This is a genomic window from Acidovorax sp. LjRoot118, from assembly GCF_964253575.1.
Classification (GTDB): Bacteria; Pseudomonadota; Gammaproteobacteria; order Burkholderiales; family Burkholderiaceae_C; genus Acidovorax.
Genome location: NZ_CAXURB020000001.1, coordinates 457,793 through 483,370, shown reverse-complemented (window position 1 = coordinate 483,370; position 25,578 = coordinate 457,793). Strand labels below are relative to the sequence as shown.

Sequence of the window (25,578 nt, the reverse complement as noted above, 5' to 3'; positions counted from 1 at the left end):
CGTCACACCTTCTCGAACGGCTTCTGGCCGAACAGCCCTTCGGGCTTGACCACCAGCACCAGGATGATGAGCGCAAAGACCGTGATCTCGCGCATCTCCGCGCGCCACAGGCCCACCAGCGCCTCGACGCAGCCGAGCATGAAGCCCCCGGCAATGCAGCCGCGCGGGTTGGTCAGCCCACCCACGATGGCCGACGAGAAGGCCTTGAGCGCGATCGCCAGGCCCATGAAGACCGAGGCCGTGGTGATGGGCGCGATCAGCAGGCCGGCCAGCCCCGCCAGGCTCGACGAGATCACGAAGGCCAGCACCACGATGGCGCCCACGTTGATGCCCATGAGGGCCGCGGCCTGCTTGTTCACCGCCACTGCGCGCACGGCCTTGCCGACCTTGGTGCGCCGCAGCACGTAGTCCAGCACCAGCATGACCACTGCCGTGACGCCCAGCACCAGGATCTCCTGCGCGCGGATGCCGGCCCCGGCGATGCGGATGACTTCGTCGCCCAGCGGCGAGGGCATGGCCATGGAGCCCGGCCCCCAGATGGCCAGCGCCGTGTTCTGCACGATGATGCCGAAGCCGATGGTGCTCATGACCCAGGCCATGCCGGTGACGCCCACGAAGGGCCGCACCGCCGCGAAGTACAGCACCACGCCGAGCAGGCCCAGCACCACGAGCGAGACCAGCAGCGCCAGTCCGTAGCGGGCGAAGGTCACGTCCGCTGCAGCCAGCACCCCGGTGTGCCCCTTGCCCGAGAGCAGCAGCAAGGTGGCCACCGCGATGAAGGAGCCCGCGACCAGGAACTCGCCCTGGCCGAAGTTGAGCGTCTTGGTCGTCGTGTGGGTGATGCTGAAACCCAGGGCGACGAGCGCATAGATTCCGCCGAGGGCCAGGCCGCTCAGCAAGGCTTGCAGTACGTTGGTCATGGTGATGGTGCTGTCTCCGGGCTCGCGGTGCTGGGGCAGATTTACTTCTTGTAGTCTGCCGGCGTCAGCGCCTTGGTGATGGCGTCTTCATAGGCCGACACCTTGCCATCGCGCCACCGGGCCAGGTGGAAGTCGGCCACCGAGAGCGCCTCGTGGTCGCCCTTGGCAAAGGGCTTCTGGTAGAGCTTCACGACGCCCTGGGTGTCGGGCACGCCGTTCTCCAGCGTGGCGGCAAGCTTCTCGCCATCGGTGCTGCCGGCCTTCTTCACGGCGGCAGCCAGCAGCATCACCGAATCGTAGGACTGCGCGGCCGCCACGAAGGTGGGCAGTTGCGGATAGCGCTCGCGCACGCGCGCGGCCAGCGCCACGGAGCGCGGGTTGCTGTCTTCGGCCGTGGAGGTGGCGAAGATGATGTGCTCGGCCAGCTTCTTGCCGGCCGTGTTGAGCAGCGGCGTGCTCATGTTGCCCCAGGTGCCGAGCGTGGTGGGCATGTAGTTGATCTTCTCCATGCTGCGCAGCAGTTGGGCATTGGCATCGGCCAGGCCGTAGACGATGAGCGTGTCGGCCCCGGCGTCTCGGATCTTGGCCAGCTGCGAGGTCATGTCCGTGTCCTTGGGGCCGAACTTCTCCACCGCCACGGCCTTGTTGCCGTGCAGTGCCAGCACCTCGGTCAGGTCCTTCACGCCCTGCTGGCCAAAGCCCGTGGAATCGGCGATGAAGGCGATCTTCTGGTTCTTTGTGGCCTTGACGGCGTAGGCGATCAGGAGCGCGACCTGCTCGCGGTCCACCATGGAGACGCGGTAGATGTAGTTCTGCGCTTCATTGGCGTAGCGCCGGGTGATGTCGGTGGCCGTGGCGACGGGCACGATCACGGGCACCTTCTTCTGCTGCGGTATGTGCAGCCAGGCCAGCGCATTGCCCGAGTTGGTGGGCCCGACCACGGCGGCCACCTTCTCGCTGTCGATCAGCTCGGTCATGTTCTGGATGGACTTGGGCGGCTGGCCGGTATCGTCGCGCACGATGCCCACGACCTTGCGGCCCAACAGGCCGCCAGCCTTGTTGATGTCCTCGATGGCCAGATCGAACCCGTGGCGCGCGGCCACGCCCAGCTCGGCCGCGCCGGTGCCCGACTGGTCGGCATTGAAGCCGAAGCGGATGTCCTGCGCCTGGGCCGCAGACAGGCCGAGGGCCAGCGCAGCAGCCGCGATCAGCGGCCGCACAAGGGAAGGGATGCGGGGGTTCAGCTTCATGTCATGTCTCCTGTCGTTATCGTAAAAATGGCGGCCCTTTGCGGGCCTGCCCGGCCGGGCCAGAACGTGTTCACGCCCTAGCCCCGGATCTCTGCCAGCAACACCAGCGCGCGGTCCACCCGCACGTCGTGCTCCTGCGCCATCTGCCTGGCGATGCGGTCGATCTCCTCGCCCGTGGCCCCTGCCACCAGCGCGATGTTGCGGGCATGCAGCGCCATGTGGCCGCGCTGGATGCCTTCTGTGGAGAGCGCGCGCAGGGCGCCCAGGTTCTGCGCCAGGCCCACGGCCACGGCCACCTCGCCCAGTTCCTGCGCCGACTGCACGCCGAGGATGCGCAGCGCCAGGCGCGCCAGCGGATGGGTCCTGGTTGCGCCGCCCACCAGGCCCACGGGCATGGGCATCTCGATGGTGCCGACCAGGGCGCCGCTGGCGTCCTTCTCCCAGCGCGTGAGCGAGGTGTAGCGCCCGCTGCGGCAGGCATAGGCATGGGCGCCAGCCTCCACCGCGCGCCAGTCGTTGCCGGTGGCAACGATGACGGGGTCGATGCCGTTCATGATGCCCTTGTTGTGCGTGGCCGCACGGTAGGGGTCGATCACGGCGAAGGTGCAGGCGTCGACGATGCCTTCGATGATGCGCTCGCCGCTGTGCTCTGCCGTGGCCATCACCTCGGGCGTGAGGCGAACCCGCGCCCGCGCCAGGCGCAGGTCGGCCAGGTTCGAGAGGATGCGCAGGCGCACCGTGCCGCCGGTGATCTTCTCCACCAGCGGCGAGACGGCCTCGGCCATGGTGTTGACGGTGTTGGCGCCCATGGCGTCGCGCACGTCCACGATGAGGTGCATGACCACCATGGCGCCGCGCGGCGCATCGTCGAACACATGCACCTCGATGTCGCGGCAGCCGCCACCCAGGCCGATCAGCACCTTGTCGCGGCTGTTGGCCACGGCCAGGATGGCCTCGCGCTGCAGCAACAGGGCCTGGCGCGCGCCGTGCGGGTCCGCCAGCCCGAGGATCTGCACCTGGGCGCGCATCAACGGCCCGGTGCTCGATGCCTGGAAGCCCCCGCACTCGCGCGCCAGCTTGGCCATGTACGAGGCGGCGGCCACCACCGAAGGCTCCTCCACCACCATGGGCACCAGCACGTCGCGGCCATTGACCTGGAAGTTGCCAGCCACGGCCAACGGCAACTCGAAGGTGCCGATCACGTTTTCAATCATGCCGTTGGCCCGCTCCACGCCCAGGGCGCCCGGCTGGCCAAGCAGCGCGGCCTCGTCGGCCGTGAGCCCGGCGGCCCGCACCACGTGGTCGAAACGCTGTGCAGGGCTCAGTGCGCGGAAGTTGGGAAGGCGGGAGTCGGCGACCATGGTGGGATGTCCTCGGGATGTGATGGAGCGGACTCTAGGCCATCTGTACCAGTCGCAATGGGTACAGTTTGTAGGGACACTTCGTGCAACTGTCCAGGTACAGGCGGGCCGTGTCATAGTCCAGCGAGCCGCCCCAGACCACTGCACCGCCCGCGCATGAAAGCCTCCAAGCCCGCCTCCGTCACCCAGGCCCTGGCCGACTCCATTGACCGGCAGATACGGGATGGCGCCTACCGGGCCGGCGACAAGCTTCCCTCGCTGCGCGAACTGGCGCAACTGCACGGCTATGCCAAGAACACCATCGTCGCGGCCTTCGAGATGCTGGTGGCGCGCGGCCTGATCGAGCCGCGCCGGGGCTCGGGCTACTTTGTGCGCGCGCAGCCCAGGGCCCAGGCCAAGGAGGAAGAGGCCGGCTCGCTCGGCCGCGCCATGGACATCGTCTGGCTGATGCGCGAGCAGCTCAAGTCCGAGCCGGGGGCGCTGGCGGTGGGCGATGGCTTCCCGCCCGTGGAATGGCTGGCCGACGTGCGCCTGGACAAGTTCCACCACAAGGTGGTGCGCACCGGCCTCGGGGCCCTCTTTCGCTACGGCAACCGCTTTGGCTACGAGCCCCTGCGCCAGCACCTGGTGCGCAAGCTCGCCGACCTGGGCATCGGTACCGAGCCGCGGCAGATCGTGCTGACCCACGGGGCCAACGAGGCCATGGACATCGTCATCCGCTACTTCGTTCCGCCCGGCGCGCCGGTGCTGGTGGACGACCCGGGCTACTACCCGCTGTTCGGCAAGCTCAAGCTGGCGGGGGCGCACATCGTGGGCGTGCCGCGCCTGGCCGACGGGCCGGACCTGGAGGCGCTGGAGCAGTTGCTCATCGTGCACAAGCCCCGCCTGTTCTTCACCCAGTCGGTGGCGCACAACCCCACAGGGTCGGATCTGACCGCAGCCAAGGCCTTCCGGGTGCTGCAGCTGGCGCAGAAGTACGACCTGATGATCGTGGAGAACGACCCACTGGCCGACTTCAAGCCCACCAGCGCGCCACGCCTGTCCTCGCTGGACCAGCTCGAACGCACGATCTACATCGGCAGCTTCTCCAAGTCATTTTCCGCGGCGCTGCGCGTGGGGTTCATCGCCTGCGGTGCCGACCTGGCCAGCGACATTGCCGACCTCAAGGCACTGATCCACGTAAGCAGCTCGGAGTACAGCGAGCGCACGGTGGACGTGATCCTGAGCGAGGGCCACTACCAGCGCCACATCCAGCGCCTGCGCGAGCGTCTGGCCGCAGCCACCCAGAGCGCGCTGCAGATCTTCGACGCCGTGGGCGCCGAGGTGTTCACGCGCAACCCGCAGTCGCTGTACCAATGGGTGGCCCTGCCGGGCGTGCAGGACTCGCTGGCTTTTGCGCAGCAGATGCTGCCGCGCAAGATCGTCATGGCGCCGGGGCGCATCTTCTCGGTGGACTTCGCGGCGACTTCGCGCTGGTCGCGCTTCAACGTGGGCGCGGTAACCGACCCGCGCTTTGCCAAGGCCTTGCACAAGGCGCTGGTGCAGGCGGCGGAAGTGGCTGAACGGGGCCCGTAACCGGGCAGGTGGCCCTGCCCCGCAATGGCCCACGCCTCGGTGATGCGCCGGCCGATCAGCGGTAGGTGAAGTTCGCGACGATGGGGATGGCGGCCGCCACGGGGGTGGTGATGGTCAGCGTGCCGGTCATGCTGCCCGAGTTGCCGTTGAAGGTGCAGCCCGACATGGTCCAGGTGGCCTGCGCCGCGCCTGCGTTCTGCAGCACCGTCTGCTGCAGCGCCGGGTCGTTGCAGAACGCGGTCTGGTTCGCGGGCTTGGGCACGTTGTTGATCGTGATCAGGGGCACGGGCGTACCCTGGGCCGTCACCCGGACATCCAGCGTGTAGTTGCTGGGCGAACCTGCATCGATCACCACATCACCGAAGCTCACCAGCGAGAAGGCAGGGCTGGTGAGGCTGACGGCGGGGTAGACCACGCCACCGAAGCTCAGCTGCGGAATGCGCAGCACATTGCCCGCCGAGGTGAAGCTGATGTCCGCCCCCACGCTGGCATCGTTGAGGCGCAGCTGGCCGGGCGAGACCAGCTGGATCACCACGTCGCGGAACTTCAGGTTGCCGTCGATCTGCAGGATGGGAAAGCGCAGGCGGCCCGTAGCCGCGTCGAACACGGCAGGGTCGGCCGCATGCGCGGGTGCTGCAGCCAGGCCAGCCATGGCGACGGCCAGTGCGAGAGCGGAATTCCGGAGGGAGATCATGAAGCACATCCTTTGCGGGGAAAGAAACGGTGAAGTGAAACGTATCGGCAACTACAAATTCTTGCACAAGCCAGCATGCAGGCGGGCGGCCCGAACCCAACCAGCGCAGAACCGCCCGTACATGCGTCACGCACAGCAACCCAAGGATGCATCTTTTCACCCAAGCCCGCCATCCGACAAAAGGGCGATGCATCCTATCCAACCTGAGCTTCAACACGTATGGCGACCGACTTGGGCCATGAGAAGCCACGCATCACCTACGGACCGTACTCCGGGGGACACTCGCTGGCTCCCATGAAGGAAGCCATCAAGGAGATTCGGTTTCCTGGGATCAATCAGGAAGCCTGACCTGGATCACCCCATGGGGGACGGAGATGTAGAGCCTGGAATCACGGATTGCAATACCGGCGGGGCGGCCGATGCTGCCTGGCAGATCCACCGCTGCAAATCCCCGGCGTCCCACCTGTCCCACAGGGGTGCTGACCTGGCCGCCAGGAGTGATCTTGCGGATCACACTGTTGGCAGGGTCGGAGACATACACGTTGCCTTTGTTGTCCACCGCGAGGCTGGCGGTCTTTGGCTCCTCAGGCCAATCCACCGAGAACAGTGCCGCTGAACCAAGGCCATCGGCATGGCCGGGGGGGGCGTCGGGGTTGCCTGCCAAGGTGCTGACGAGCCCAGACGGAGTGATCTTGCGGATGGTTGGACCCAAGCTCTTGAAGTTATTCAGGCTATCGACCACATAGAGGTTACCGGCTGCATCGGTGGTCATGTTGCCAAGCCACGAAAATCTTGCGGCTTGGCCTTGACCATCCCTGTGCCCCCACTGGGCTTCGCTGCCTGCGAACAATGTGGCTGTCCCTTGGGTATCTATTTTGAAGATGACTCCTTGGTAGGAGGACGCATAGACGTTGCCTGCGCTGTCCGCAGCAATGCCGGTGATGGGGTTGACGGCGGGTCTGCCCGTGCCCGTCGATGGATCCACAATCAGCAATGGATTCACATCCGCCAGAAGCACGGCCTCGCAATTGCGCAACTTCAGAATGCGGGAATCAATATAGGTGTAAAGGTTGCCTGCTCCGTCAGCGGCCAAGGCCGATCCGGAGACTGTGGCAATTCCACTTGAAAGCAATTCCTTGCCCAGGCCTGTGATCGAAGTGCACCGCCCCCCGGGCTGGCCCAGGGTGCCTACCAGACCGTCTGCTTGCACAGTGCGGATGGTGTTGTTGCCCTTGTCGCGCACATACAGCATCCCCGATGCATCGAAGGCCAGCGCCGAAGGCTGGTCAAAGCGCGCGGCATCGCCTGGCCCATCTTTGGCACCTGTGGGAGAAACCGGGCCTGCGACCACCGTGTACGTGCCCCGCTGTGTGTAGTTGCGCAACTGCACGTATTTATAGGAGGTACTGCTGCCGCCGATGCCTTCGGCCACCAGGAATTGGCCATCGGCTTTGGCCACCATGGTAATGGCCTGACACAGGTCATCGTTGCTGCGTCCGCTGTAATTGTGGCAGTCGGATGGGGCGCTGACAAGGGTCGTGACACGTCCATCGCTGCCGACATGGCGAATGCCAAGCCGTACATACCGTATGGACGGGGGGCCGAGCATAAGTTGGGTGGTCACCTCCTTGTCCAGCACGATCAGGCGATCAGCTGGGTCGAATGTGATGGCCACGATGGTGTTGCCGAGCTGCCCTTCGGTGCCCGACACCGCAGTGGCCAGGCCGTTTGCCGAGTACTTGAGGATCAGTCCGGAGTCTGCTGCGTAGAGAGTCCCCGCAGAATCAGTGGCGAGGAGTGGGTTGCGTCCTCTGGTTTGGCTGGCGATTGTGCTCACTGCACCATCCGCAGTGATCTTGCGGATTCGCCCTGTTTGAGTTTGACCAGGGAGATAAGCTTCTGACACATAGACTGTACCTGTCTTGTCGACGGCGATGCTGCTGGGGTTGCACAGGCTGGCGCCGTTGCCCACACCATCCTGATTGCCACATACCCCTGCCCGGCCAGCCAGGGTGGTCACGAGTCCTGCTGCGCTGATCTTGCGCACCAGGTGGTTCGCGGTATCGGCCACATAGGTGTTTCCTGCTGCGTCCACGGCAACCGCAGCGGGGCGGTAGAGCCGCGCGTTCTGGCCATTGCCGTCCGAATAACTGGATGGGGTGCCGGGAGTGGCGCCCGAAGGCACCCAGCCTCCGGCCAAGGTAGTGACTTGCTCGCCATTGGCGCTGAGCTTACGTATCAGGTTATTGTTGGTATCTGCGATGACCACCTCCCCCGATCTGGTCAAGGCCATTCCCCCCACGTTCGTGCTGAAGCTCGCGGTCGTGCTGGTGGGGCCGTCCTGATTGCCTTCACTGAGCGTATAACCAGCAAGAAGGGACAAGGTGGCCGAAGAAGCGGGCGGTGGGGCAGGCGATTCGACCGAACTGTCGGAACCGCCTCCGCATGCGGAGAGCATGGGAATCAATACGGCTAAAAGGCCGATGCGTTGCAGTCGCTTTTTGGGTGCTTGTTGTGTCATGAGTCGCCTTGTATGGGATATCTGTCTTTCACGCAGCGGCAGTGCCGCCAGCGCTACGCGGGCTGCAGTCACGCGGCCGCTGCGGCGGTGCTGTTGCTACTGGCGAGACCGCGAGAAGGGCTGGGTAATCGGGGCGGTGTGGTGGTCGTCACTGACATGGTCGAAACCCTCTCGGTTCAAAAGACAAAAAAGACAGTCCACCTGTGCAGCGCGTGCAGCAGTGCAGCAGTGCGGCGGTGCGGTGAGTCCCGCACACAAGGCAGGGCTGCACCGATCTTTGTCGAACAGTGGTGATCCGTCTGTGCCGGGTGTCACAAAGAGGTGCGCACACCCATTTGGGTGATGCCGGGCGATGGGCGAGCCAGGCCCGCACGGAAGCCACGGAGGGCACTATCTTCATACGGCCTTTTGCACATGGCCGCACCCTGCGTGCCCCGCGGTCAACGGGGCGTGTAGCACGCGCCTGACGCGATCGCCGCCGTGACCGCACTCGCCGTACTGGCCACATTGGGGTAGATCGAGGGGGTGGCTGTGTGATCCAGCAAGCACAGGTGATTGCCCTTGCGCACCAGTACCACCGGCATGGCCTGCGATAGGCTCCAACCGTTCTTCAGGCCAGTGCCGTCCGGGCCGGGGACGCACTGGTCCTGCTCCCAGAAGCCAGTTGCAAGGATCCCAGGACCGCGCACCGCACCGCAACCGTGTCCACAGAGGCGGCGCCGATGACACCCGTGCCATTGCGCACCACGCAGCCAGTGCCCTGAGATTGGGTCTTGACCGTGACGGCATAGGCAGAACCTGCGGCCAACGGAGTGGTGAAGGTGAAGCCGCCGTCGGCGGTGGGCGGCAGATCTTCCCGGCCATTGGCCAATACCACTGAGGTTCCAGTGGGCACGCCGCTGATGATGCCGCCCAGGGTGTTGCGCTCGTTGGGCAGTTGCGCGCACTCGAGCAGCACTGAAGGGGAGTCCGCTGACAGTGCTCCTGTGCCCCTCGCCACCGTGCAACGCTGGCCCGTGGGCTGGCTCTTGACAGTGAAGGCATGGCCACCGCCAACAGGCCAAAAGCCAACTCGCAGGCCAGCCCCGTAGCCAGCAGCCCGGCAAAAGAAAAAGCCCCGAGCTATGGTTTAGATAGCATCGGGGCTCTGTCAGTGGCGGAGAGGGTGGGATTCGAACCCACGGTAGTGTTGCCACTACGCCTGATTTCGAGTCAGGTACATTCGACCACTCTGCCACCTCTCCTATGTGTCGAAGCCTGCGATTATAGCAGGCTTTTTTTGCGCTCTGCAACGAGCGCGGCGTGCATTGAGATTCAGGCCTTGCCCATGTAGTCGCGCTTGCCCAGCTCCACCCCGTTGTGGCGCGCCAGGGCGTAGGCCGTGGTCACGTGGAAGAAGAACTGAGGCAGGCCGTAGTGCAGCAGGTAGGCCTGGCCCAGGAACTGCTTTTCGCGCGGGGTGCCGGGTTGCAGGGTGATCTGGCGCGTGGCGGCCTCGGCGAAGTTCTCGGCGGGCAGGCCTTCGATGAAGGCCAGCACCGTGTCGATGCGCTCGTTCAGGTCGGCAAAGCCGGGGTGCTCGCCGTCCGGGAACGAGGGCACCTCGACGCCAGCCAGGCGGGCGCACACGCCCTTGGCGAAGTCGCAGGCGATCAGCACCTGGCGCGCCATGGGGAACATGTCGGGGTACAGGCGGGCCTGCAGCAGGGCGTCGGGCTCGATCTTGCGCGCTGTGGCGTGGGCCTCGGTCTTGGCGAGCACGTCCTTCAGGGCGCCCAGCATCTGGCGGAACACGGGGATGCTGGAGGTGTGCATGGGGTAGGTCATGGAGGGTCTATCCTGAAAGGGGGTGAGGGGAACGACGCGCGCTCTCAGAGCCTGGCACGCTGTCGGAAGCGCATTGCACCACAACGCGCTGGATGCTGCTCGCGGCGCCTCAAGACCCGCAGCGGGCATGAAAAACGGGCCAGAAGGCCCGTTGTCCCAAGAGCGCAGGAATCCCGCTCAGGCCTGCGGCGCCAGCACGGCCAAGCCGCCCATGTAGGGGCGCAGCACCTCGGGGATGGTCACGCTGCCGTCGGCCTGCTGGTAGTTTTCCAGCACGGCCACCAGCGTGCGGCCCACGGCCAGGCCCGAGCCGTTCAGGGTGTGCAGCAACTCGTTCTTGCCCTGGGCGTTCTTGAAGCGGGCCTGCAGGCGGCGCGACTGGAAGGCCTCGCAGTTGCTCACCGAGCTGATCTCGCGGTAGGTGTTCTGCGCGGGCAGCCAGACTTCGAGGTCATAGGTCTTGGCGGCGCCGAAGCCCATGTCGCCGGTGCACAGGCTCATCACGCGGTAGGGCAGTCCGAGCTTCTGCAGCACGGCTTCGGCGTGGCCGGTCATGGCTTCGAGCGCGTCGTAGCTCTTGTCGGGGTGCACGATCTGCACCATTTCGACCTTGTCGAACTGGTGCTGGCGGATCATGCCGCGCGTGTCGCGCCCGTAGCTGCCGGCCTCGGAGCGAAAGCACGGCGTGTGCGCCGTGAGCTTGATCGGCAGCTCGGTCTCGGCCACGACCACGTCGCGCACGAAGTTGGTCAGCGGCACCTCGCTGGTGGGGATGAGGTAGAGCGCCGCGTTGTCCGGCACGGGCTCGCCGTCCTGGCCGCCCTTCTTGGCGGCGAACAGGTCGCCCTCGAACTTGGGCAACTGGCCCGTGCCCTTGAGCGAGTCGGCATTGACGGCGTAGGGCACGTAGCACTCGGTGTAGCCATGCTCCTGGGTCTGCACGTCGAGCATGAACTGGGCGAGCGCGCGGTGCAGGCGGGCAATGTTCCCCTTCATCACGGTGAAGCGCGAGCCCGAGAGCTTGACGCCCATGTCGAAGTCCAGGCCCAGGGGCGCGCCCACGTCGACATGGTCCTTGACCTCGAAGGCATAGGTGCCGGGCGTGCCCCACTTGCGCACTTCGACGTTGCCCGATTCGTCAGCGCCCACGGGCACGCTCTCGTGCGGCAGGTTGGGCACGGCGGCCAGCATGGTTTGCAGCTCGGCCTGGATCTGCTCCAGCCGCGCGGCCGATTGCTCCAGCTCCGCCTTGGAGGCGGTGACCTGGGCCTTGGCGGCCTCGGCGCCGTCCTTGTCGCCACGGCTGATCAGCATGCCGACCTGCTTGGAGAGCTGGTTGCGCTGCGACTGCAGCTCTTCGGTGCGCGATTGCAGGGTCTTGCGCTCGGATTCCAGGCCCTGGAAGGCGGCAACGTCCAGGAAGGCCTGGGGCTTCTTGCGGGTTTCCAGGCGCGCGATGGCGGTATCGAGGTCTTTGCGGAGAAGAAGAATGTCTAGCATGGGGTCGATTTTAGAGGTGGACGCGCAACGGGCCTCAGGCAAGGCCGGTCGGGTCGAAATTGGCGCCGCACAGGATCATGGCGACGGTCTCCTGCGGCTGCGGCTTGTAGGCGCCGGTCTGCAGGGCTGCCAGGCCCAGCGCGGCCGCCGGCTCCACGGCCAGCTTGAGCTCCTTCCACAGCCACTGCTGGGCCGAGCGGATGGCCTCGTCGGGCAGCAGCAGGGATTCGTGCACATGGCGCTGGCTCACCTCCCAGCCGATAGCGCCGATGCGGCGCGCACCCAGCGAATCGGCGGCGATGCCGCCCACCTCCACGTCCACCGGCATGCCGGCTGCGCGGGCCGCGTGCAGGGTGGGGGCACGCTCGGGCTCCAGCGCCACCACGTGGGCGCGGCTTTCCACCCAGGCGGCCACGCCGCCGATCAGGCCGCCGCCGCCCACGCTGACGAGAACGGTGTCGGGCAGGCGCCCGCCCTGCTCCTCGATCTCGGCCGCCAGCGTGCCTGCACCGGCCACCACCTCGGGCTGGTCGTAGGCATGGGCCTGCAGCGCGCCGGTGGTCTTCTGGCGCGCCACGCAGGCCTCGAAGGCTTCGGAATACGCGGCGCCGGTGACGACCACCTCAGCCCCCAGCGAGCGCAGCCGGGCGCGCTTGGCCTCGGGCGAGACCTCGGGCACAAAGACTTCGCAGCGCACGCCCAGGGCCTTGGCGGCCGCCGCCACGGCAATGCCGGCATTGCCGCCGGAGGCGATGATCACGCCGCTCTCGGGCACGGGGTTGGCCATCAGCCGGTACAGCATGCCGCGGGCCTTGAAGCTGCCACCCACCTGCAGGTGCTCGAGCTTGAGCCAGACCTCGGCGCAGTCCACGCCCAGGGATCGGCCGCTCAACCGCAGCAGCGGCGTGGTGCGCAGGAAGTCGGGGCGGGAGGCCAGCTGGGTGCGGGCGGCGGAGATGGCGGCGCGGTCGATCATGGAAATGCGGGGGCCCGAAGGCCCGGTTCAAGACAACCTGGGAGTGTAGATGCCCCGTTGCGCACCGCAGCACACACACAGATACACCCTGGGCTGTGCCCAGGCCTTTTGGCTGCCGATAACATGGGCATGGGCCGCCGCTTGTTGCGGGCGTGCCCTCAGGAGGTTGATCGCATGTTCTTTGTGTTCGGCCCTTCGGGGCAGATGTACCGTGGCGGGCCTGAAAACCTGGCCACCATCGCACCGGTGCGGCGCGTGCAGCGCCCGCAGGCTTTGCGCACCCGTTCGCTGGACGTGCAGGCACGGGAGCCCGACCTGCCCACGCCCCCCACCGGCGCCGCCGCCCTGCCCGTGAACCTGCGCCTGCAGGATGCCGTGAGCGCCTATGCCCAGACCGAACAAGGCCCCCAGCAGGTGCGCAAGCCGCTGACGCTGGTGAGCGACGTGATGACCCTGGAGGCCCTGACCGTGCAACCCGACGCCATCGTGAACGCCGCCTGGCAGACGCTGGCCGAGCACCATGTGGCACAAGCGCCGGTGGTGGACGCCCAGGGTCGCGTGGTGGGCCTGCTGCTGCGCGCCGACATGGCGCCGCTGGACCTGCTGCCCGAGCCCGGCGCGGTAAAGCAGGCCATCGACCTGGCCCGGCGGCCCGTGTCCGAGGTGATGGTGAGCCCCGTGGCGGCCGTGGCGGCCGACACCGAACTGCGCCGCGTGGCGGCCGTGCTGTTGGACACGGGCCTGCCCGGCCTGCCGGTGACGGACGACACGGGCCGGCTCACCGGCTTCATCTCGCGCACCGACATCCTGCGCGCCGTGGCGGCCGACCCGCCGCTGGACCTGTGGAGCGGTCCGGCAGTGGCGCTGTGAGCGCCTACTTGCGTTGCGTCAATGGCCGGTCGGCCCTGTCTCGGGCTGGCGCTCCTTGATCTCGAAGCCTGTGGCAGCATCGATCTTGAGCCCCTTGGGCAGCGGGAACTTGATGGTCTCCTCAATGCCCGACATGGTGCGCACCGACACGGCGCCCAGCGCCTTGATGCGGTCGATGACCTGCTTGACCAGGATTTCGGGCGCCGAGGCGCCGGCGGTGAGGCCCACGCGCGCCACGCCGGTGAACCACTCGGCCTGCAGTTCCTCGGCACTGTCGACCATGAAGGCCGTGGTGCCCAGCTTGGCGGCCAGCTCGCGCAGGCGGTTGCTGTTGGAGCTGGTGGGGCTGCCCACCACGATCACCACGTCCACCTGGGGGCTCAGCACCTTGACGGCGTCCTGCCGGTTTTGCGTGGCGTAGCAGATGTCCTGGTGCTTGGGCTCGCGCACCTGCGGAAAGCGCGCGCGCACGGCGGCAGAGATTTCGGCGGCGTCGTCCACGCTCAGGGTGGTCTGGGTGACCACGGCGAGCTTGGCGGTCTGCAAGGGCTGCACATGGGCCACATCCTCCACGTCTTCCACCAGGTGGATGCCATGGTCGAGCTGGCCCATGGTGCCTTCCACCTCGGGGTGGCCCTTGTGGCCGATCATGATGAACTCGTAGCCTTCCTTGGCCAGCTTGGCCACTTCGACGTGCACCTTGCTCACCAGCGGGCAGGTTGCGTCGAAGATGGAAAAGCCGCGCGCCACGGCCTCTTCCTGCACGGCCTTGCTCACACCGTGGGCGCTGAAGATCAGCGTGGCGCCCGGGGGCACGTCCGAGAGCTCCTCGATGAAGATCGCGCCCTTGGCCTTGAGGTCGTTGACCACATAGGTGTTGTGCACGATCTCGTGGCGCACGTAGATGGGGCGGCCGAATTTCTGCAGCGCGCGCTCGACGATTTCGATGGCACGGTCCACGCCGGCGCAAAAGCCACGCGGCTCGGCCAGCAGGATTTCCTGGGGGGTCTGCATCAGAGGATTCCGATCACGAGCACTTCGAAGGTGACGGGCTGGCCGGCCAGCGGGTGGTTGAAGTCAAAACGCACGGCGCCGTCCTCGCGCACCTGCATCACCGCACCGGCATAGCTGCCCATGCCGTCGGGAGTGGGGAACTGCACCACATCGCCGGGGCTGTATTTTTCGTCGGCACTACCCAGTTCGTTGAGCAGCTTCTTGGCCACCCACTGCTGCATGTCGGGGTTGCGCTCGCCAAAGGCCTCGCCCGCAGGCAGCTCGAAGGTGGCGCGCGTGCCCTCCACCAGGCCCAGCAGGTGCTGCTCCATGGCGGGCGACAGCTCGCCCGTGCCCAGCGACAGCGTGGCCGGCTTGTCGGCAAAGGTGTTGATCACATCCCCCGCCGGGCCTGCCAGGCGATAGTGCAGCGTGAGAAAGGAGCCCGGCTGTACGGTGGGAAGGGCTGTGGCGGTAGAGGTCATGAAAGTCCCGATAAACTGGCCTCTATTGTAGAAAAACGGGCAAGCCCCCATGGCTGGGTGTCCGAGACTCCTTATTTCCTGCACGCCATGGCCATCAAAGACCTCCCCCCGGACGCCCAGCCGCGCGAAAAACTCCTCGCGCGCGGCCCCGCCGCGCTGGCCGATGCAGAGCTGCTGGCCATTCTGCTGCGCACCGGCATTGTGGGCAAAGGCGTGCTGCAGATGGCGCAGGAGCTGCTCGACCCACCGGTGCGCGATGCCGCCACCGGCAAGCTCACGGGGGGCTTTGGCGGCATTGCCGGCCTGCTGCACACCAGTGCGGACGACCTGGCGCGCATCAAGGGCCTGGGCCCCGCCAAACGCGCCGAGCTGGTGGCCGTGCTGGAGCTGGCACGCCGCGCCCTGGCCCAGCAGTTGCGCGAACGCGAGGTGTTCGACTCGCCCGACACCGTCAAGCACTATGTGCAGCTGCACCTGGCCGCCAAGGGGCACGAGGTGTTCGCCGTGCTGTTCCTCGATAGCCAGAACCGCCTGCTGGCGCTCGAAGAACTGTTTCGCGGCACGCTGACCCAGGCCAGCGTCTACCCGCGCGAGGTGGTGCTGCGCGCCCTGCACCACCAGGCCGCCGCCGTGGTGCTGGCCCACAACCACCCCAGCGGCAGCGTGCAACCGAGCCGCGCCGACGAGGCGCTGACCCAGACGCTCAAGACCACGCTGGCGCTGATCGACGTGCGCGTGCTCGACCACGTCATCGTGGCACCGGGCCAGGCGCTGTCGATGGCGGAGAAGGGGCTGATGTGAGCCCGGCACCACCGGCGCGCCCGCCCTCGACCAGTCCACGGCCTGCGGCACCCACCGCGCTACAGACAGCCCTGGCCCGCGCCGCCGATACCGCAGGCAAGGAGGCCCTGCCCCCCAGCCTGGCAGCGGCCCTGCCCGTCCCAGTGCCACCAGTGCCCGAACCCACGCGCGCCGCCCGGCGCGCATCGGCAGCGGCCCGCCTGGCGGCTGCCCGACCGGCGCGCGTGCCCCGGACGCCAGCCACCGCCCCAACCCCTGCGGCCAGGCCCCCTCGGCGCACCGCACCCGCGCCCCGGCGCGCCAGCCAGCGCATCACCGATCTGCAGGAGCTGGCCACGGTGGCCCGCCAGCTGCGCGAGCAGCACGAACGCGAGCAGGCCGAAGAGAAGGCCCGGCGCGAGGCCGCCGCGCGCCAGGAGGCCGAGAACCAGTTCTTCAGCCGCAGCGTGGGCCCCATCACCCCGCTGCGCGTGCGCAACCTGGCGCGCCTGCAGCGCCGCCTGCCCCAGCCGCTGCCGCTGCAGCACTGGCTGGACGAGGAGCGCGTGCTGCTCGAATCCATCAGCGACGACTTCGACGTGAGCACCCTGCTCGACACTGACGACGCGCTGAGCTACCGGCGCACCGGCATCGGCGTGCAGGTCACGCAGCGGCTGCGCGCGGGTTACTGGAGCATCCAGGGCCAGCTCGACCTGCATGGCCTGCGCGTGGACGAGGCGCGCGAGGCCCTGGGCCAGTTCATCCGCCAGTCGCATCGCAACGGGCTGCGCTGCGTGCGCGTGGTGCACGGCAAGGGCCTGGGCTCGCCCGGCAAGAGCCCCGTGCTCAAGGGCCGGGTGCAGCGCTGGCTGGTGCAGAAAAACGAGGTGCTGGCCTTCGTGCAGGCCCGGCCCGTCGATGGTGGCGCAGGCGCATTGCTGGTGCTGTTGCAGCCCGTGGGGCCACGCAATCCATAGGCGCGTGCGCGCCTCGGGCAGTGGCCCGTGAAGGCGCGGTGGGCTCGCGCGCACTGCGCCCCGGTGTCAATCCGCTGCGGCGATCAGGTCTACCTCGACCGTAGCGTTCTTGGGCAGCTGCAGCACCCCCACCGAGGTGCGGGTGTGCGCGCCCACCGGGCCGAGCACGCGGTAGAGCACTTCCGAGGCGCCGTCGGCCACCTCGCTCTGCTGCGTGAAGCCCGGGGCCGACTGCACGTAGACGGTGATGCGCAGCACAGCAGTGACCGCATCGAGCGTGCCCAGGGCACGCTGCAGCAGTGCCAGGGCCCGCATGGCGCAGACCTTGGCCGCGCGCTGCGCGTCCTGCAGCGAGGCATCGGCCCCGGCAGCACCCGTGACCACCACGGTGTCGCCCACGCGGGGGATCTGGCCGCTCAGGTAAATATGGCGGCCATCGCGCACCAAAGGCACGTAGTTGCCGCCGATCTTGATCTCGCCGTCGAAGCTGTAGCCCAGCGCCTGGGCCTCCTGGGCGAAGCGTTCATCGCATGACATGGGCGGGGTGCTTTCCAACAAGGATCATTTTTCGGGTGCGACAGCGCCCTCGAAGCCCAGCGACATGGGCTGCTTGAGATCGCCCTTGTTGCTCATGCCCACGGGCGCCAGGCGCAGGTTGCGCGCGGTGAAGTACAGGTAGCCGTTGACCTTGGACACCGTGACGGTGCCGGCCTTGTCGCCGCTCTGCCAGCCCAGCAGCTTGCCGCCCGATGCATCGGTGAGCGAGACCAGCGCCTTTTTCTGGGCGGGATCGGGCTTGGCAGCCACTTCGTAGGTGCCCGGTGCGGGCTGGTCGGTGCCAAAGTCCACCTCGACCAGTTGCGTCTGGGAGTTGGTGGCAAACACGAAGGACTTGGAGGTGGCCAGATAGTTGAGCCCGGTCTTGAACGCATAGCGGGTCTTGGCGGCATTGGCCACCTCGGCCCGCACCTCCCCGAAGTTGTGCCAGCCGTTGGGGCCCGAGTAGAGCTTGCTCTTGGGGTTGGTGAAGCGGTCGTCCGACGCGGGCGGCGCACTGCCCCAGGTGTCTCCAGCGGCGGGGGCCGGCTGGGCATGCGTCAGGGCACAGGCCAGCAAGCTGGCGGCAAGGACAAGGGAACGCTTCATGGCACGGGCTCCTTCGGTGGAATGGACTCGCAGTATGCCTGCGGGCACATGCCCCGGCGCAAGGCCGACCGACAAAATCGGTCGCCGTGCCGGTGCCGGTCACATCAGCTTCTTGGTCACCAGAGGTTGGTTGACCATCCAGTCCGCCGTGCCCGTGAAGCTCTCGCGCAAGCGCGTGCGCAGCGCCTCGGGCACGCCCGTCTCGCCCATGGCCTGGTCCATGCAGGCCACCCACTGGCGGCTCTCTTGCGTGCCGATGGAAAACGGCATGTGGCGCGCACGCAGGCGCGGGTGACCGAACTGGTCGGTGTAGTAGGACGGCCCGCCCAGCCAGCCGCACAGGAACCAGAACAGCTTTTGCCGCGCGCTGGCGAGATCGCTGCCATGGGCGGCACGCAGCTCGGCATAGCCGGGCTCCAGGTCCATCAGGTCGTAGAAGCGCTCGACCAGGGCGCGCACGCGTTCTTCGCCGCCGATCCATTCGAAGGGCGTGGTGGCGGGGGTGGTGTTGTCGGGGGTGTCGTCGTCCATGGGGGTCACAGTCTGCGCCAGGCATGTCTGGCGAGCTTGGTTGCAAGAGCAGGGATGTTCATATTTCTCAGTTGGAAGCCGCCCTGGCCGATGCACCGGAAGGAGACCTCGCCGGGCTGCCAAGGGTAGCCTGCGTGCTGCCTCCGGTCGCCCTACTCCGAGGCGCGGCGCAAGGTCTCCACCACGGGGCGGCGCAACACATCGCGCAGCCCCCACCAGCCTGCAGCCAGCGCCAGCACGGCACCGGCCAGCGCACCGGCCAGCGGCACCCAGGGCGATGCCGTCCAGGTGAAGTCGAACACGAAGCGCGCCAGCGCCCAGCCCACGACCACGGCCACCGTGCTGGCCAGAAAACCCGCGAGCAGGCCCACGCCCATGAGTTCGGCGCGCTGCACCTGGCGCAGCAGGCTGGCGCGGGCCCCCACGGCGCGCATGATGGCGAACTCGCGCGCGCGCTCCTCGCGCGTGGCGGTGACGGCCGCGAACAGCACCACCAGGCCGGCGGCCAGGGTGAAGGCGAACAGGAACTCCACCGCGCGGATCACCTGGTCGAGCACGCGCTGCACCTGGGTGATGGTGGCGCCCATGTCCACATTGGTGATGTTGGGGAATTGGCGCACCAGCGCGTTGTCGAAACCGGCCTTGTCGGGTGCGCGGTAGGCCGCCAGGTAGGTCACGGCCACGCCTTCGAGGTGTTCCACGGGGTACATCACGAAAAAATTGGCGCGCATGGAGCCCCAGTCCACCTTGCGCAGGCTGGTGATGCGCGCCTCGTTCTGCACACCGCCGATGTCGAACTGCAGCCTGTCGCCCATCTTCAGGCCCAGGGTTTCGGCAATGCCCTCTTCCACGCTGATGGTGCCCTGCTCGTTCTCGGTCCATTGGCCGGCCACGATCTGGTTGTGGGGCGGCTGCTGCACGGCGGTGGAGAGGTTGAACTCGCGGTCCACCAGGCGCTTGGCGCGGTCGTCGGTGTAGTCGGCCGGGCCCACGGCCTTGCCGTTCACCGCCAGCAGGCGGCCGCGGATCATGGGGTACCAGTCGTAGCGCTTCACGCCGCCGTCCTTGAGGCTTTGCTGAAAGGCGTCGGACTGCTCTGGCATGACGTTGATCACGAAGCGGTTGGGCGCATCGGGCGGCGTGGCCTGGCGCCAGCTGCTGATGAGGTCGGTGCGCAGCAGCACCAGCAGCACCAGCGCCAGCAGACCCACGGCCAGGCTGCTGACCTGCACCACGGCATAGGCCGGGCGCGCAGATATCTGCCGCGTGGCCAGCACCAGCCAGCGCGGCGCGGTGGCCTCGTTCACGCTGCGGCGCAGCAGCTTCACGGCCACCCAGCTCAGGCCCGCGAACAGCGCCACGGCACCGGCAAAGCCGCCCACGGCGATCAAGCCCAGCATGATGTCGCTGCTCACGGCCAGCAGCAGGGCAGCAAAGCCGGCCACGCCCACGCCCAGCACGGCCATGGAGGCCGGCTTGAGCCCACCCACATCGCGCCGGATCACACGCAGCGGCGGCACCTGGGCCAGTTGCAGCACGGGCGGCAGGCCAAAGGCGAACAGCAGCGTGAGCCCCATGCCCAGCCCGAAGGCCACGGGCCACAGGCTTGCAGCGGGCAGGGCCGACTCCACCAGCCCGGCCAGCAGCAGCACGAAGACGTAGTGCACCAGGTAGCCCACGGCCACGCCCAGCGCGCTGGCGAACAGCCCGATCAGCGCAAACTCGGTGGTGTAGGCGCCGGCAATGGTGCGCTGGCTCTGCCCCAGCACGCGCAGCATGGCCGAGGCGTCAAGGTGGTCGGCGGCAAAGCCGCGCGCGGCCAGCGCCACGGCCACCGCCGAGAGCAGCGCGGCCAGCAGGGCCACCAGGCTCAGGAATTTCTGCGCCCGGTCCAGCGTCTGGCGCATCTCGGGGCGACCGCTTTCGAGCGACTCGACGCGCACGCCGTGCTGTTCGGGCTTCTTGGCCTCGTCGGCAGCCCACTGGCTGAAAGCCTTGACGGCGGCCGGGGCGCCGGAGACGGCAAACCGGTAGGTCAACCGGCTGGCGGGCTGCACCAGGCCGGTGGCGGGCACGTCGGCCTCGTTGAGCATGACGCGTGGTGCAAAACTCATGAAGCCGGCGCCCCGATCCGGCTCGATGACGATGATGCGGGTGATGCGCAGCTGCGCATCACCCAGCAGCAACTGGTCGCCCATGGCCAGGCCCAGCGATTCGAGCAGCGGCGCATCCACCCACACCTCGCCGCGCGCCGGGATGTCGCGCGTGGTCTGCTCGGCCGCCCCCGGGCCCACGGCCACGGTGAGGGTGCCGCGCAGCGGGTAGCCCGGCTGCACGCTTTTGAGGGCCACCAGCTTGCTGGCACCGCCCTTGGCATCGGTGGCCCGCCCCATGGTGGGAAAGCCCATGGTGGTCACGCTCTGCAGGCCCAGGGCCTTGGCGCGCTCCACGAAGGTGGCGGGCGTGGGGTTGTCGCTGGCCACCACGGCGTCTCCGCCCAGCAGTTGCAAGGCATCGCGCTGCAGGCCGCCCTGCAGGCGGTCGGCAAAAAAGCCCACGGAGGTGAGTGCAGCGACGGCCAATGTCACGGCCACGACCAGGAGGCGCAGCTCGCCCGCGCGCAGGTCGCGCAACAGGGTGCGCCAGCCCAGGCGGATAAAAGAAAGGTTCATGGGCGTGACATTAGCGCAAAAGCCCGCCAATCCGCGGCAATGAAACATTTCCAGCCGGCGTGCAGGCCCTTTAAGAGCCTGTTCAACGTCTTTTTGAAGCCGCGCAAGTCCCTTTTCGGGATGGGATGCAAGGCGCGGAGTGCAGCCAATAGCTCGGCTATTGGCAAGCGCCGCAACGCCGCAGGCCGCCCGAAAAGGCACTTGCCCGAAGGGTTGGGGCGAAATCGGGCGATTGGACGCCCAGGCTGCTTGCATGGGCATGAGCCCATGCGGCGCATCCGAAGCATCCACTCATCCCGATTGCGCCCCAACGCGGCTGCAAAAAGACATTGAACAGGCTCTAAGGGCCCTCTACCCTAACGGGGAGCGACGTTCAACCGCTCTTCCAGGCCCTTGAGCACCGGGGTGATCTCGGCGCCCACGCGGATCTGCGGGTTCGAGAAGCCGTCGCTCTTGCCGGCCTCGATCTCGCGCTGCTGGATCAGGGGCACGGCCTTCTTGAACGCCTCCTCGAAGGAATGCGTGCTGCGCAGCTGTTCGTCGAACACGGCGCGGCCAAAGAAGGTCAGCTCCGACAGGGCGCCGCAGCCGTAGGAGGTGTGAGTCGCGTCGGCAGCCGTCATGATCAGCGCCGAGGGCGTGGCCAGGGCGTCGATCCAGCCGCCCGAGTAGCAGGCGGATATCGCGATCACGCGGTGGCGGATGCCCGCCGTGTCCAGCGCCTCGCGCAGCATCTCGGGGCTGATGGGAGGCACCTCCAGCGGCCAGTGCGAGGCGGCGAGCTGGTGGTTCTGGGCGCCGTGCGAGGTCATGTAGACCACAAGCACGTCGTTCTCCTTGTCCATGCGTGCGGCCAGGGCCGTCACCGCCCGGTCCAGGTTCTCGGGCGTGGCCCAGACATGGGTGTCGGCGGTTTCGGCGTGGTTCAGCAAGTGCAGCACCCGGCCCTGCGCGTCGAAGCGCTCCTGCAAGAGGTCGCTGACCATGGTGCTCTCGCGGCGGAACACGTTCTCGCGGGCGTAGGGAGCGAACACCAGGGCATAGACATCGGTCACGCCAGGACGCTCGGGCACCAGGGCGTCGACCTGCTGCTGCATCAGGTCCTGCTGAGATTCGAACAGCGATTGGGACAGATGCAGGCGGGCTGGGGCGGGCGTGTCGTCGCCGGAGGTGTCGGGCACCCAGGAGCGGCTGGATGCGTACTGCATACCCACCCCGAGCACAGCCAGCAGCAACAGTGCGTACAAGCCCGTGCGCACATGCGAACGCACGAAGCGGGACAGCACCCGGACATCGGCCGCCAGCATCCACAGCAGCGTCGCCGCATAGATGACCCAGAAAACCGTGGGGCCGTATCCCGAAGACCAGCGAGCAGGCTGGTGCGCCCCCCACGCCATCAATGCGTAGGCCACCACCGACGCGGGCAGCACGGCCACGCTGGTGAGCGCTAGCCAGGCAGCCAGGCCACCGGTCACCTGCGCCGGTGAATCCTGGCGCCGAGCGGGAGATAGCGCCCACCAGGCACACCAGGCAAGCAGCGGCAGCGACCACCATGTCAGCAGCCAGCCGCGCAGGTTGAAATGGGCCGGGCCCGCCACATGCAGACGCTCCAACCCCAGCAAAACCCCGCTGCACAGCAGCACCAGAACGATCAACTGCAGGGGCCTGGGCACGGCCGCACCCGTTCGGGGCGCCAACAGCACGGCGGCCCGCAGCCCTTGCCACCACCACTGCCCGAGCGGCAGGCGCGGCAAATCTACCGCTTCGGTCACCGCGGATACGGGCGCATCGGGCTCCCCGGGCCCCTGGGGCACGGGGATGCGATGGGTGTCCGGCACCTCGTCGGGGTCGTAGGGGCCAAACTGGCTGGGCAGGGTGTCCGGCCATGCGTTGGGGGATTTCTGATCGCGCATCGCCCGATCATGCCATCGCCGCGCGGCGGCCCGGTGTCAGGTGGCGGAGGATGAAGGGGTGGTGGCCTGCGCCAGTTCAGGCTGCAGCACCAGCCGCTGCATGCCGCTGTAGCAGACGAAGCGCCGGTTGGTGGCGCGGCCGATGGCGCACAGGCCCAGTTGCTCGGCCACGGCGTGCCCCATCTGCGTCATGCCGCTGCGCGAGACCACGATGGGCACGCCCATCTGGGCGGACTTGATGACCATCTCGCTGGTCAGCCGGCCCGTGGTGTAGAACACCTTGTCGGCGCCCGCCATGGGTGCGGCGTCCCCGGCGGCCATCCACATCCACCCCGCAATCGTGTCGATGGCGTTGTGGCGGCCCACGTCCTCGACGAAGACCAGCAGCTCCTCGCCCTGGAACAGCGCGCAGCCGTGCACCGAGCCGGCCGATTTGTAAGTGCTCTCCTTGAGGCGGATGGCGTTGACGATGCCGTACAGCTGGCCCTGCGTGAGCCGCGCCTCGGGCAGCACGATGCGGTCCACCTCGTCCATCAGGCCGCCGAACACGCTGCCCTGGCCGCAGCCGGTGGTGACCACCTTGCTGGCCGTGCGCTCCTCGATGCGCGCGATGCCGTGGCGCGTGCGCACGGCGGCGGCATTGACCTCCCAGTCCACCGTGATCGACTCGATGTCCTGCGCCGACTCCACCAGGCGCTGGTTGCGCAGGTAGCCCAGCACCAGCAGCTCGGGGTGCGCGCCCAGGGTCATCAGCGTGACCAGCTCGCGGTTGTCGACATACACGGTCAGCGGGCGCTCGGCGGGGATGGACAGCTCTTCGCGCTCGCCATGCTCGTTGACCACCTCGACGCGGTGGGTCAGAGGCGCATGCGCCTGGGTCAGGCGCGGCAGGCGGGGGGCGGCGGTGGCGGGCACGGGCGTGGTCATGGGGACAGCGTAGCGCATCCCCGCGCGATGCAGCGGACAGGCACCCGCCGGTGCCGGGCGGTGCTCAGGACTTGGGCGCCGAAGCGGCCGCTGCAGGCGTCTGGGTGCTGGGCGGGCTGCTGGCCGTGCCCGGTGGCGAGTGCGCACCGGCGGCCTCCAGGGGCTTGGCCTCGGGCGGTGTGTAGACAAAGGGGCCCGGGTCCGCACAGGCGGCTCCCACTGCGGCGGCAGGCTTGGCGGCGGTGTTGGTCTTGCGGTAGTGGGCCGCGACCCGGTCCTGCGACTGGCACAGCTTGTAGTTGTCGACCTTGCCGGCCCAGGCGGCCTTGGCAGCGGCTTCGGCCGCCTTGGCGGCTGCCTCGGGCGCAGGCGGCGGCAATTTGGCCAGCGCGGCGCTGCAGGCGCAGGCGGCGCACAGGGCCAGCAGCGAGGGGCGAAGGAAGGGGTGCATCGTCATGGTGGACCTCATGCCTGGAGGGGCTTGGCGGCAGCGGCCTCGCCCGCGGGCTCTGCACTGCTGCTGCGTTGCGATGGGATCTTGCCGGCCTTGACATCGTCGTACCAGAGCTGGTGGTGCTCCCTGGCCCAGGTCTCGTCCACGTAGCCAGTCTTCATGGCCTTGTAGGCGCCCTGCATGCCGATGGTGCCCAGGTAGATGTGGCCCATGAACATCACCATCATCACCACCGTGGCCACGGCGTGGACCATGTGCGCGACCTGCATGGTGCCGCGCTCGTAGATGAGCCCGGGGATGAGCTTGTCCAGCACCAGGCCCGAGGCCACGACGATGGCGCCCAGGAACAGCACCCCACCCCAGAAGACCAGCTTCTCGCCGGCATTGAAGCGGTGCGAAGGCACCTCTTTGCCCGACAGCATGCCGCCGCCCTTGAGCAGCCAGATGAGGTCGCCGCGGCGCGGGAAGTTGTCCTTGAGAAAGGTGAAGAACACAATGGCCAGCGACACTGCGAACAGCGGCCCGGCGAAGTTGTGCACGTTCTTGAGGATATAGGCCAGCCAGCCGAACAGCGTGCCACCCAGGATGGGCAGCAGGAAGAACTTGCCGAAAGCCATCACCAGGCCCGAGATGGCCAGTGCCACGAAGGCGATGGCATTGGCCCAGTGGGCGGAGCGCTCGAAGGGCGTGAAGCGCTCGATCTTGCGGCCCGTCTCGGCGCCGTGCAGCTGCATCGTGCCCTTGCGCCAATAAAACAGGGCAATGGCCCCCGCCACGATGAGCAGCAACGAGCCGCCGTAGGGAATGATCCACTGGTTGCGCACCTGGCGCCAGGCCTCGCCCGCGTTGGTCACGCGCGAACCCGGGTATTGCACGAAGGGCTGGATCAGGTTGCCGGCCTCGGGCGCCTGGCTCTTGGGCAGGCTGCTGTAGCCCGTGACGCCCTCGCCCACCTGGCGCCACATCGGCGCGTTGTTGCCCGGCTGCACCTTGGCGCGTTCGCCGTTGTTCTGCTGGGCGTAGCCCGGCTCTTCGCTGGCATCGGGCTTGACCTGGAAGATGTTCTGGCCCTGGATGCCGCCGACCGCGGGCGCCGCCGCTGGCGTCGCGGCAGAGGCCGCTTGCGCGCTGGCCGGGGCCTGGGCCCCTGCCGTGCCCCAGGCCAGGCCGGCCAACAGCGCCATGCTGCACAGGAAGTTTTTCATG

23 protein-coding genes and 1 tRNA gene are annotated in these 25,578 nt (G+C 67.7%); 4 read left to right on the top strand and 20 right to left on the bottom strand.

Translation table 11 applies throughout. From position 1 onward, the window contains the following. Nucleotides 1-2 precede the first annotated feature (2 nt). The 3 genes from ACSQ9E_RS02340 to ACSQ9E_RS02330 all read right to left on the bottom strand — a co-directional run bounded on the left by ACSQ9E_RS02340 (nucleotide 3) and on the right by ACSQ9E_RS02330 (nucleotide 3,531). A complete protein-coding gene (locus tag ACSQ9E_RS02340; RefSeq protein WP_436216791.1) occupies nucleotides 3-920 on the bottom strand; it encodes a branched-chain amino acid ABC transporter permease in 918 nt (305 codons plus the stop codon). Nucleotides 921-961: 41 nt separating this feature from the next. Further along, the gene (locus ACSQ9E_RS02335) at nucleotides 962-2,170 is read right to left on the bottom strand and encodes an ABC transporter substrate-binding protein (RefSeq protein WP_436216790.1); all 1,209 of its coding nucleotides are present in this window, start codon (nucleotides 2,168-2,170) and stop codon (nucleotides 962-964) included. 77 nt (nucleotides 2,171-2,247) lie between these two features. Continuing rightward, a complete protein-coding gene (locus ACSQ9E_RS02330) occupies nucleotides 2,248-3,531 on the bottom strand; it encodes a hydroxymethylglutaryl-CoA reductase, degradative (RefSeq protein ID WP_436216789.1) in 1,284 nt (427 codons plus the stop codon). A gap of 156 nt (nucleotides 3,532-3,687) precedes the next feature. Here ACSQ9E_RS02330 and ACSQ9E_RS02325 point away from each other — a divergent pair, with 156 nt between their 5' ends. After that, nucleotides 3,688-5,106 (top strand): PLP-dependent aminotransferase family protein, encoded by a 1,419-nt coding sequence (locus tag ACSQ9E_RS02325; protein ID WP_436216788.1) that lies wholly within the window; start codon nucleotides 3,688-3,690, stop codon nucleotides 5,104-5,106. A gap of 55 nt (nucleotides 5,107-5,161) precedes the next feature. On the opposite strand, the gene ACSQ9E_RS02320 is transcribed toward ACSQ9E_RS02325, so the two are convergent. The 7 genes from ACSQ9E_RS02320 to ACSQ9E_RS02290 all read right to left on the bottom strand — a co-directional run bounded on the left by ACSQ9E_RS02320 (nucleotide 5,162) and on the right by ACSQ9E_RS02290 (nucleotide 12,624). Next, on the bottom strand, nucleotides 5,162-5,800 hold the full coding sequence (locus ACSQ9E_RS02320; protein ID WP_157422079.1) for a hypothetical protein: 639 nt from the start codon (nucleotides 5,798-5,800) through the stop codon (nucleotides 5,162-5,164). A 331-nt stretch (nucleotides 5,801-6,131) separates the two neighbouring features. Beyond that, nucleotides 6,132-8,321, bottom strand: coding sequence for a hypothetical protein (locus ACSQ9E_RS02315; protein WP_436216787.1), 2,190 nt, complete (start codon nucleotides 8,319-8,321; stop codon nucleotides 6,132-6,134). 610 nt (nucleotides 8,322-8,931) lie between these two features. Continuing rightward, nucleotides 8,932-9,279: a hypothetical protein gene (locus tag ACSQ9E_RS02310; protein ID WP_436179508.1), complete on the bottom strand. Its 348-nt coding sequence runs from the start codon at nucleotides 9,277-9,279 to the stop codon at nucleotides 8,932-8,934. A 196-nt stretch (nucleotides 9,280-9,475) separates the two neighbouring features. Further along, nucleotides 9,476-9,565, bottom strand: a tRNA-Ser gene (locus ACSQ9E_RS02305). A 70-nt stretch (nucleotides 9,566-9,635) separates the two neighbouring features. Next, the gene (locus ACSQ9E_RS02300; protein WP_436216786.1) at nucleotides 9,636-10,148 is read right to left on the bottom strand and encodes a DUF1993 domain-containing protein; all 513 of its coding nucleotides are present in this window, start codon (nucleotides 10,146-10,148) and stop codon (nucleotides 9,636-9,638) included. A 177-nt stretch (nucleotides 10,149-10,325) separates the two neighbouring features. Continuing rightward, complete coding sequence (serS, locus tag ACSQ9E_RS02295; protein WP_057201920.1) at nucleotides 10,326-11,648, bottom strand: serine--tRNA ligase; 1,323 nt, start codon at nucleotides 11,646-11,648, stop codon at nucleotides 10,326-10,328. Nucleotides 11,649-11,682: 34 nt separating this feature from the next. Next, nucleotides 11,683-12,624, bottom strand: coding sequence for a threonine/serine dehydratase (locus ACSQ9E_RS02290; protein ID WP_057268318.1), 942 nt, complete (start codon nucleotides 12,622-12,624; stop codon nucleotides 11,683-11,685). Nucleotides 12,625-12,798: 174 nt separating this feature from the next. Here ACSQ9E_RS02290 and ACSQ9E_RS02285 point away from each other — a divergent pair, with 174 nt between their 5' ends. Then, a complete protein-coding gene (locus ACSQ9E_RS02285; protein ID WP_436216785.1) occupies nucleotides 12,799-13,494 on the top strand; it encodes a CBS domain-containing protein in 696 nt (231 codons plus the stop codon). A gap of 18 nt (nucleotides 13,495-13,512) precedes the next feature. On the opposite strand, the gene ispH is transcribed toward ACSQ9E_RS02285, so the two are convergent. Further along, a complete protein-coding gene (gene ispH, locus ACSQ9E_RS02280; RefSeq protein ID WP_436216784.1) occupies nucleotides 13,513-14,508 on the bottom strand; it encodes a 4-hydroxy-3-methylbut-2-enyl diphosphate reductase in 996 nt (331 codons plus the stop codon). Then, nucleotides 14,508-14,972: an FKBP-type peptidyl-prolyl cis-trans isomerase gene (locus ACSQ9E_RS02275; protein ID WP_057268315.1), complete on the bottom strand. Its 465-nt coding sequence runs from the start codon at nucleotides 14,970-14,972 to the stop codon at nucleotides 14,508-14,510. Before ACSQ9E_RS02275 ends, ispH begins: the two co-directional genes overlap by 1 nt. An 87-nt stretch (nucleotides 14,973-15,059) precedes the next feature. On the opposite strand from ACSQ9E_RS02275, the gene radC reads away from it, so the two are divergent. After that, the gene (gene radC / locus ACSQ9E_RS02270) at nucleotides 15,060-15,773 is read left to right on the top strand and encodes a RadC family protein (protein WP_436216783.1); all 714 of its coding nucleotides are present in this window, start codon (nucleotides 15,060-15,062) and stop codon (nucleotides 15,771-15,773) included. A 311-nt stretch (nucleotides 15,774-16,084) separates the two neighbouring features. Continuing rightward, nucleotides 16,085-16,729, top strand: coding sequence for a Smr/MutS family protein (locus tag ACSQ9E_RS02265; protein WP_436220175.1), 645 nt, complete (start codon nucleotides 16,085-16,087; stop codon nucleotides 16,727-16,729). Between the two features lie 66 nt (nucleotides 16,730-16,795). Here ACSQ9E_RS02265 and ACSQ9E_RS02260 read toward each other — a convergent pair whose 3' ends face one another. From ACSQ9E_RS02260 to ACSQ9E_RS02225, 8 genes are all read right to left on the bottom strand, one after another. Further along, entirely contained in the window at nucleotides 16,796-17,266 is a 471-nt protein-coding gene (locus ACSQ9E_RS02260) for a RidA family protein (RefSeq protein ID WP_057201914.1), read from the bottom strand. Between the two features lie 24 nt (nucleotides 17,267-17,290). Further along, nucleotides 17,291-17,875 (bottom strand): hypothetical protein, encoded by a 585-nt coding sequence (locus ACSQ9E_RS02255; protein WP_436216782.1) that lies wholly within the window; start codon nucleotides 17,873-17,875, stop codon nucleotides 17,291-17,293. 99 nt (nucleotides 17,876-17,974) lie between these two features. Next, nucleotides 17,975-18,406 (bottom strand): group II truncated hemoglobin, encoded by a 432-nt coding sequence (locus ACSQ9E_RS02250; RefSeq protein WP_057201912.1) that lies wholly within the window; start codon nucleotides 18,404-18,406, stop codon nucleotides 17,975-17,977. 152 nt (nucleotides 18,407-18,558) lie between these two features. Then, a complete protein-coding gene (locus ACSQ9E_RS02245) occupies nucleotides 18,559-21,078 on the bottom strand; it encodes an ABC transporter permease (protein WP_436216781.1) in 2,520 nt (839 codons plus the stop codon). A gap of 356 nt (nucleotides 21,079-21,434) precedes the next feature. Continuing rightward, on the bottom strand, nucleotides 21,435-22,991 hold the full coding sequence (locus ACSQ9E_RS02240) for a C13 family peptidase (RefSeq protein ID WP_436216780.1): 1,557 nt from the start codon (nucleotides 22,989-22,991) through the stop codon (nucleotides 21,435-21,437). A gap of 36 nt (nucleotides 22,992-23,027) precedes the next feature. Beyond that, the gene (locus ACSQ9E_RS02235; RefSeq protein ID WP_436216779.1) at nucleotides 23,028-23,918 is read right to left on the bottom strand and encodes a formate dehydrogenase accessory sulfurtransferase FdhD; all 891 of its coding nucleotides are present in this window, start codon (nucleotides 23,916-23,918) and stop codon (nucleotides 23,028-23,030) included. Nucleotides 23,919-23,982: 64 nt separating this feature from the next. After that, a complete protein-coding gene (locus tag ACSQ9E_RS02230; protein ID WP_436220174.1) occupies nucleotides 23,983-24,369 on the bottom strand; it encodes a hypothetical protein in 387 nt (128 codons plus the stop codon). 14 nt (nucleotides 24,370-24,383) lie between these two features. After that, nucleotides 24,384-25,577, bottom strand: coding sequence for a formate dehydrogenase subunit gamma (locus ACSQ9E_RS02225; RefSeq protein WP_436216778.1), 1,194 nt, complete (start codon nucleotides 25,575-25,577; stop codon nucleotides 24,384-24,386). Nucleotide 25,578: the final 1 nt, after the last annotated feature.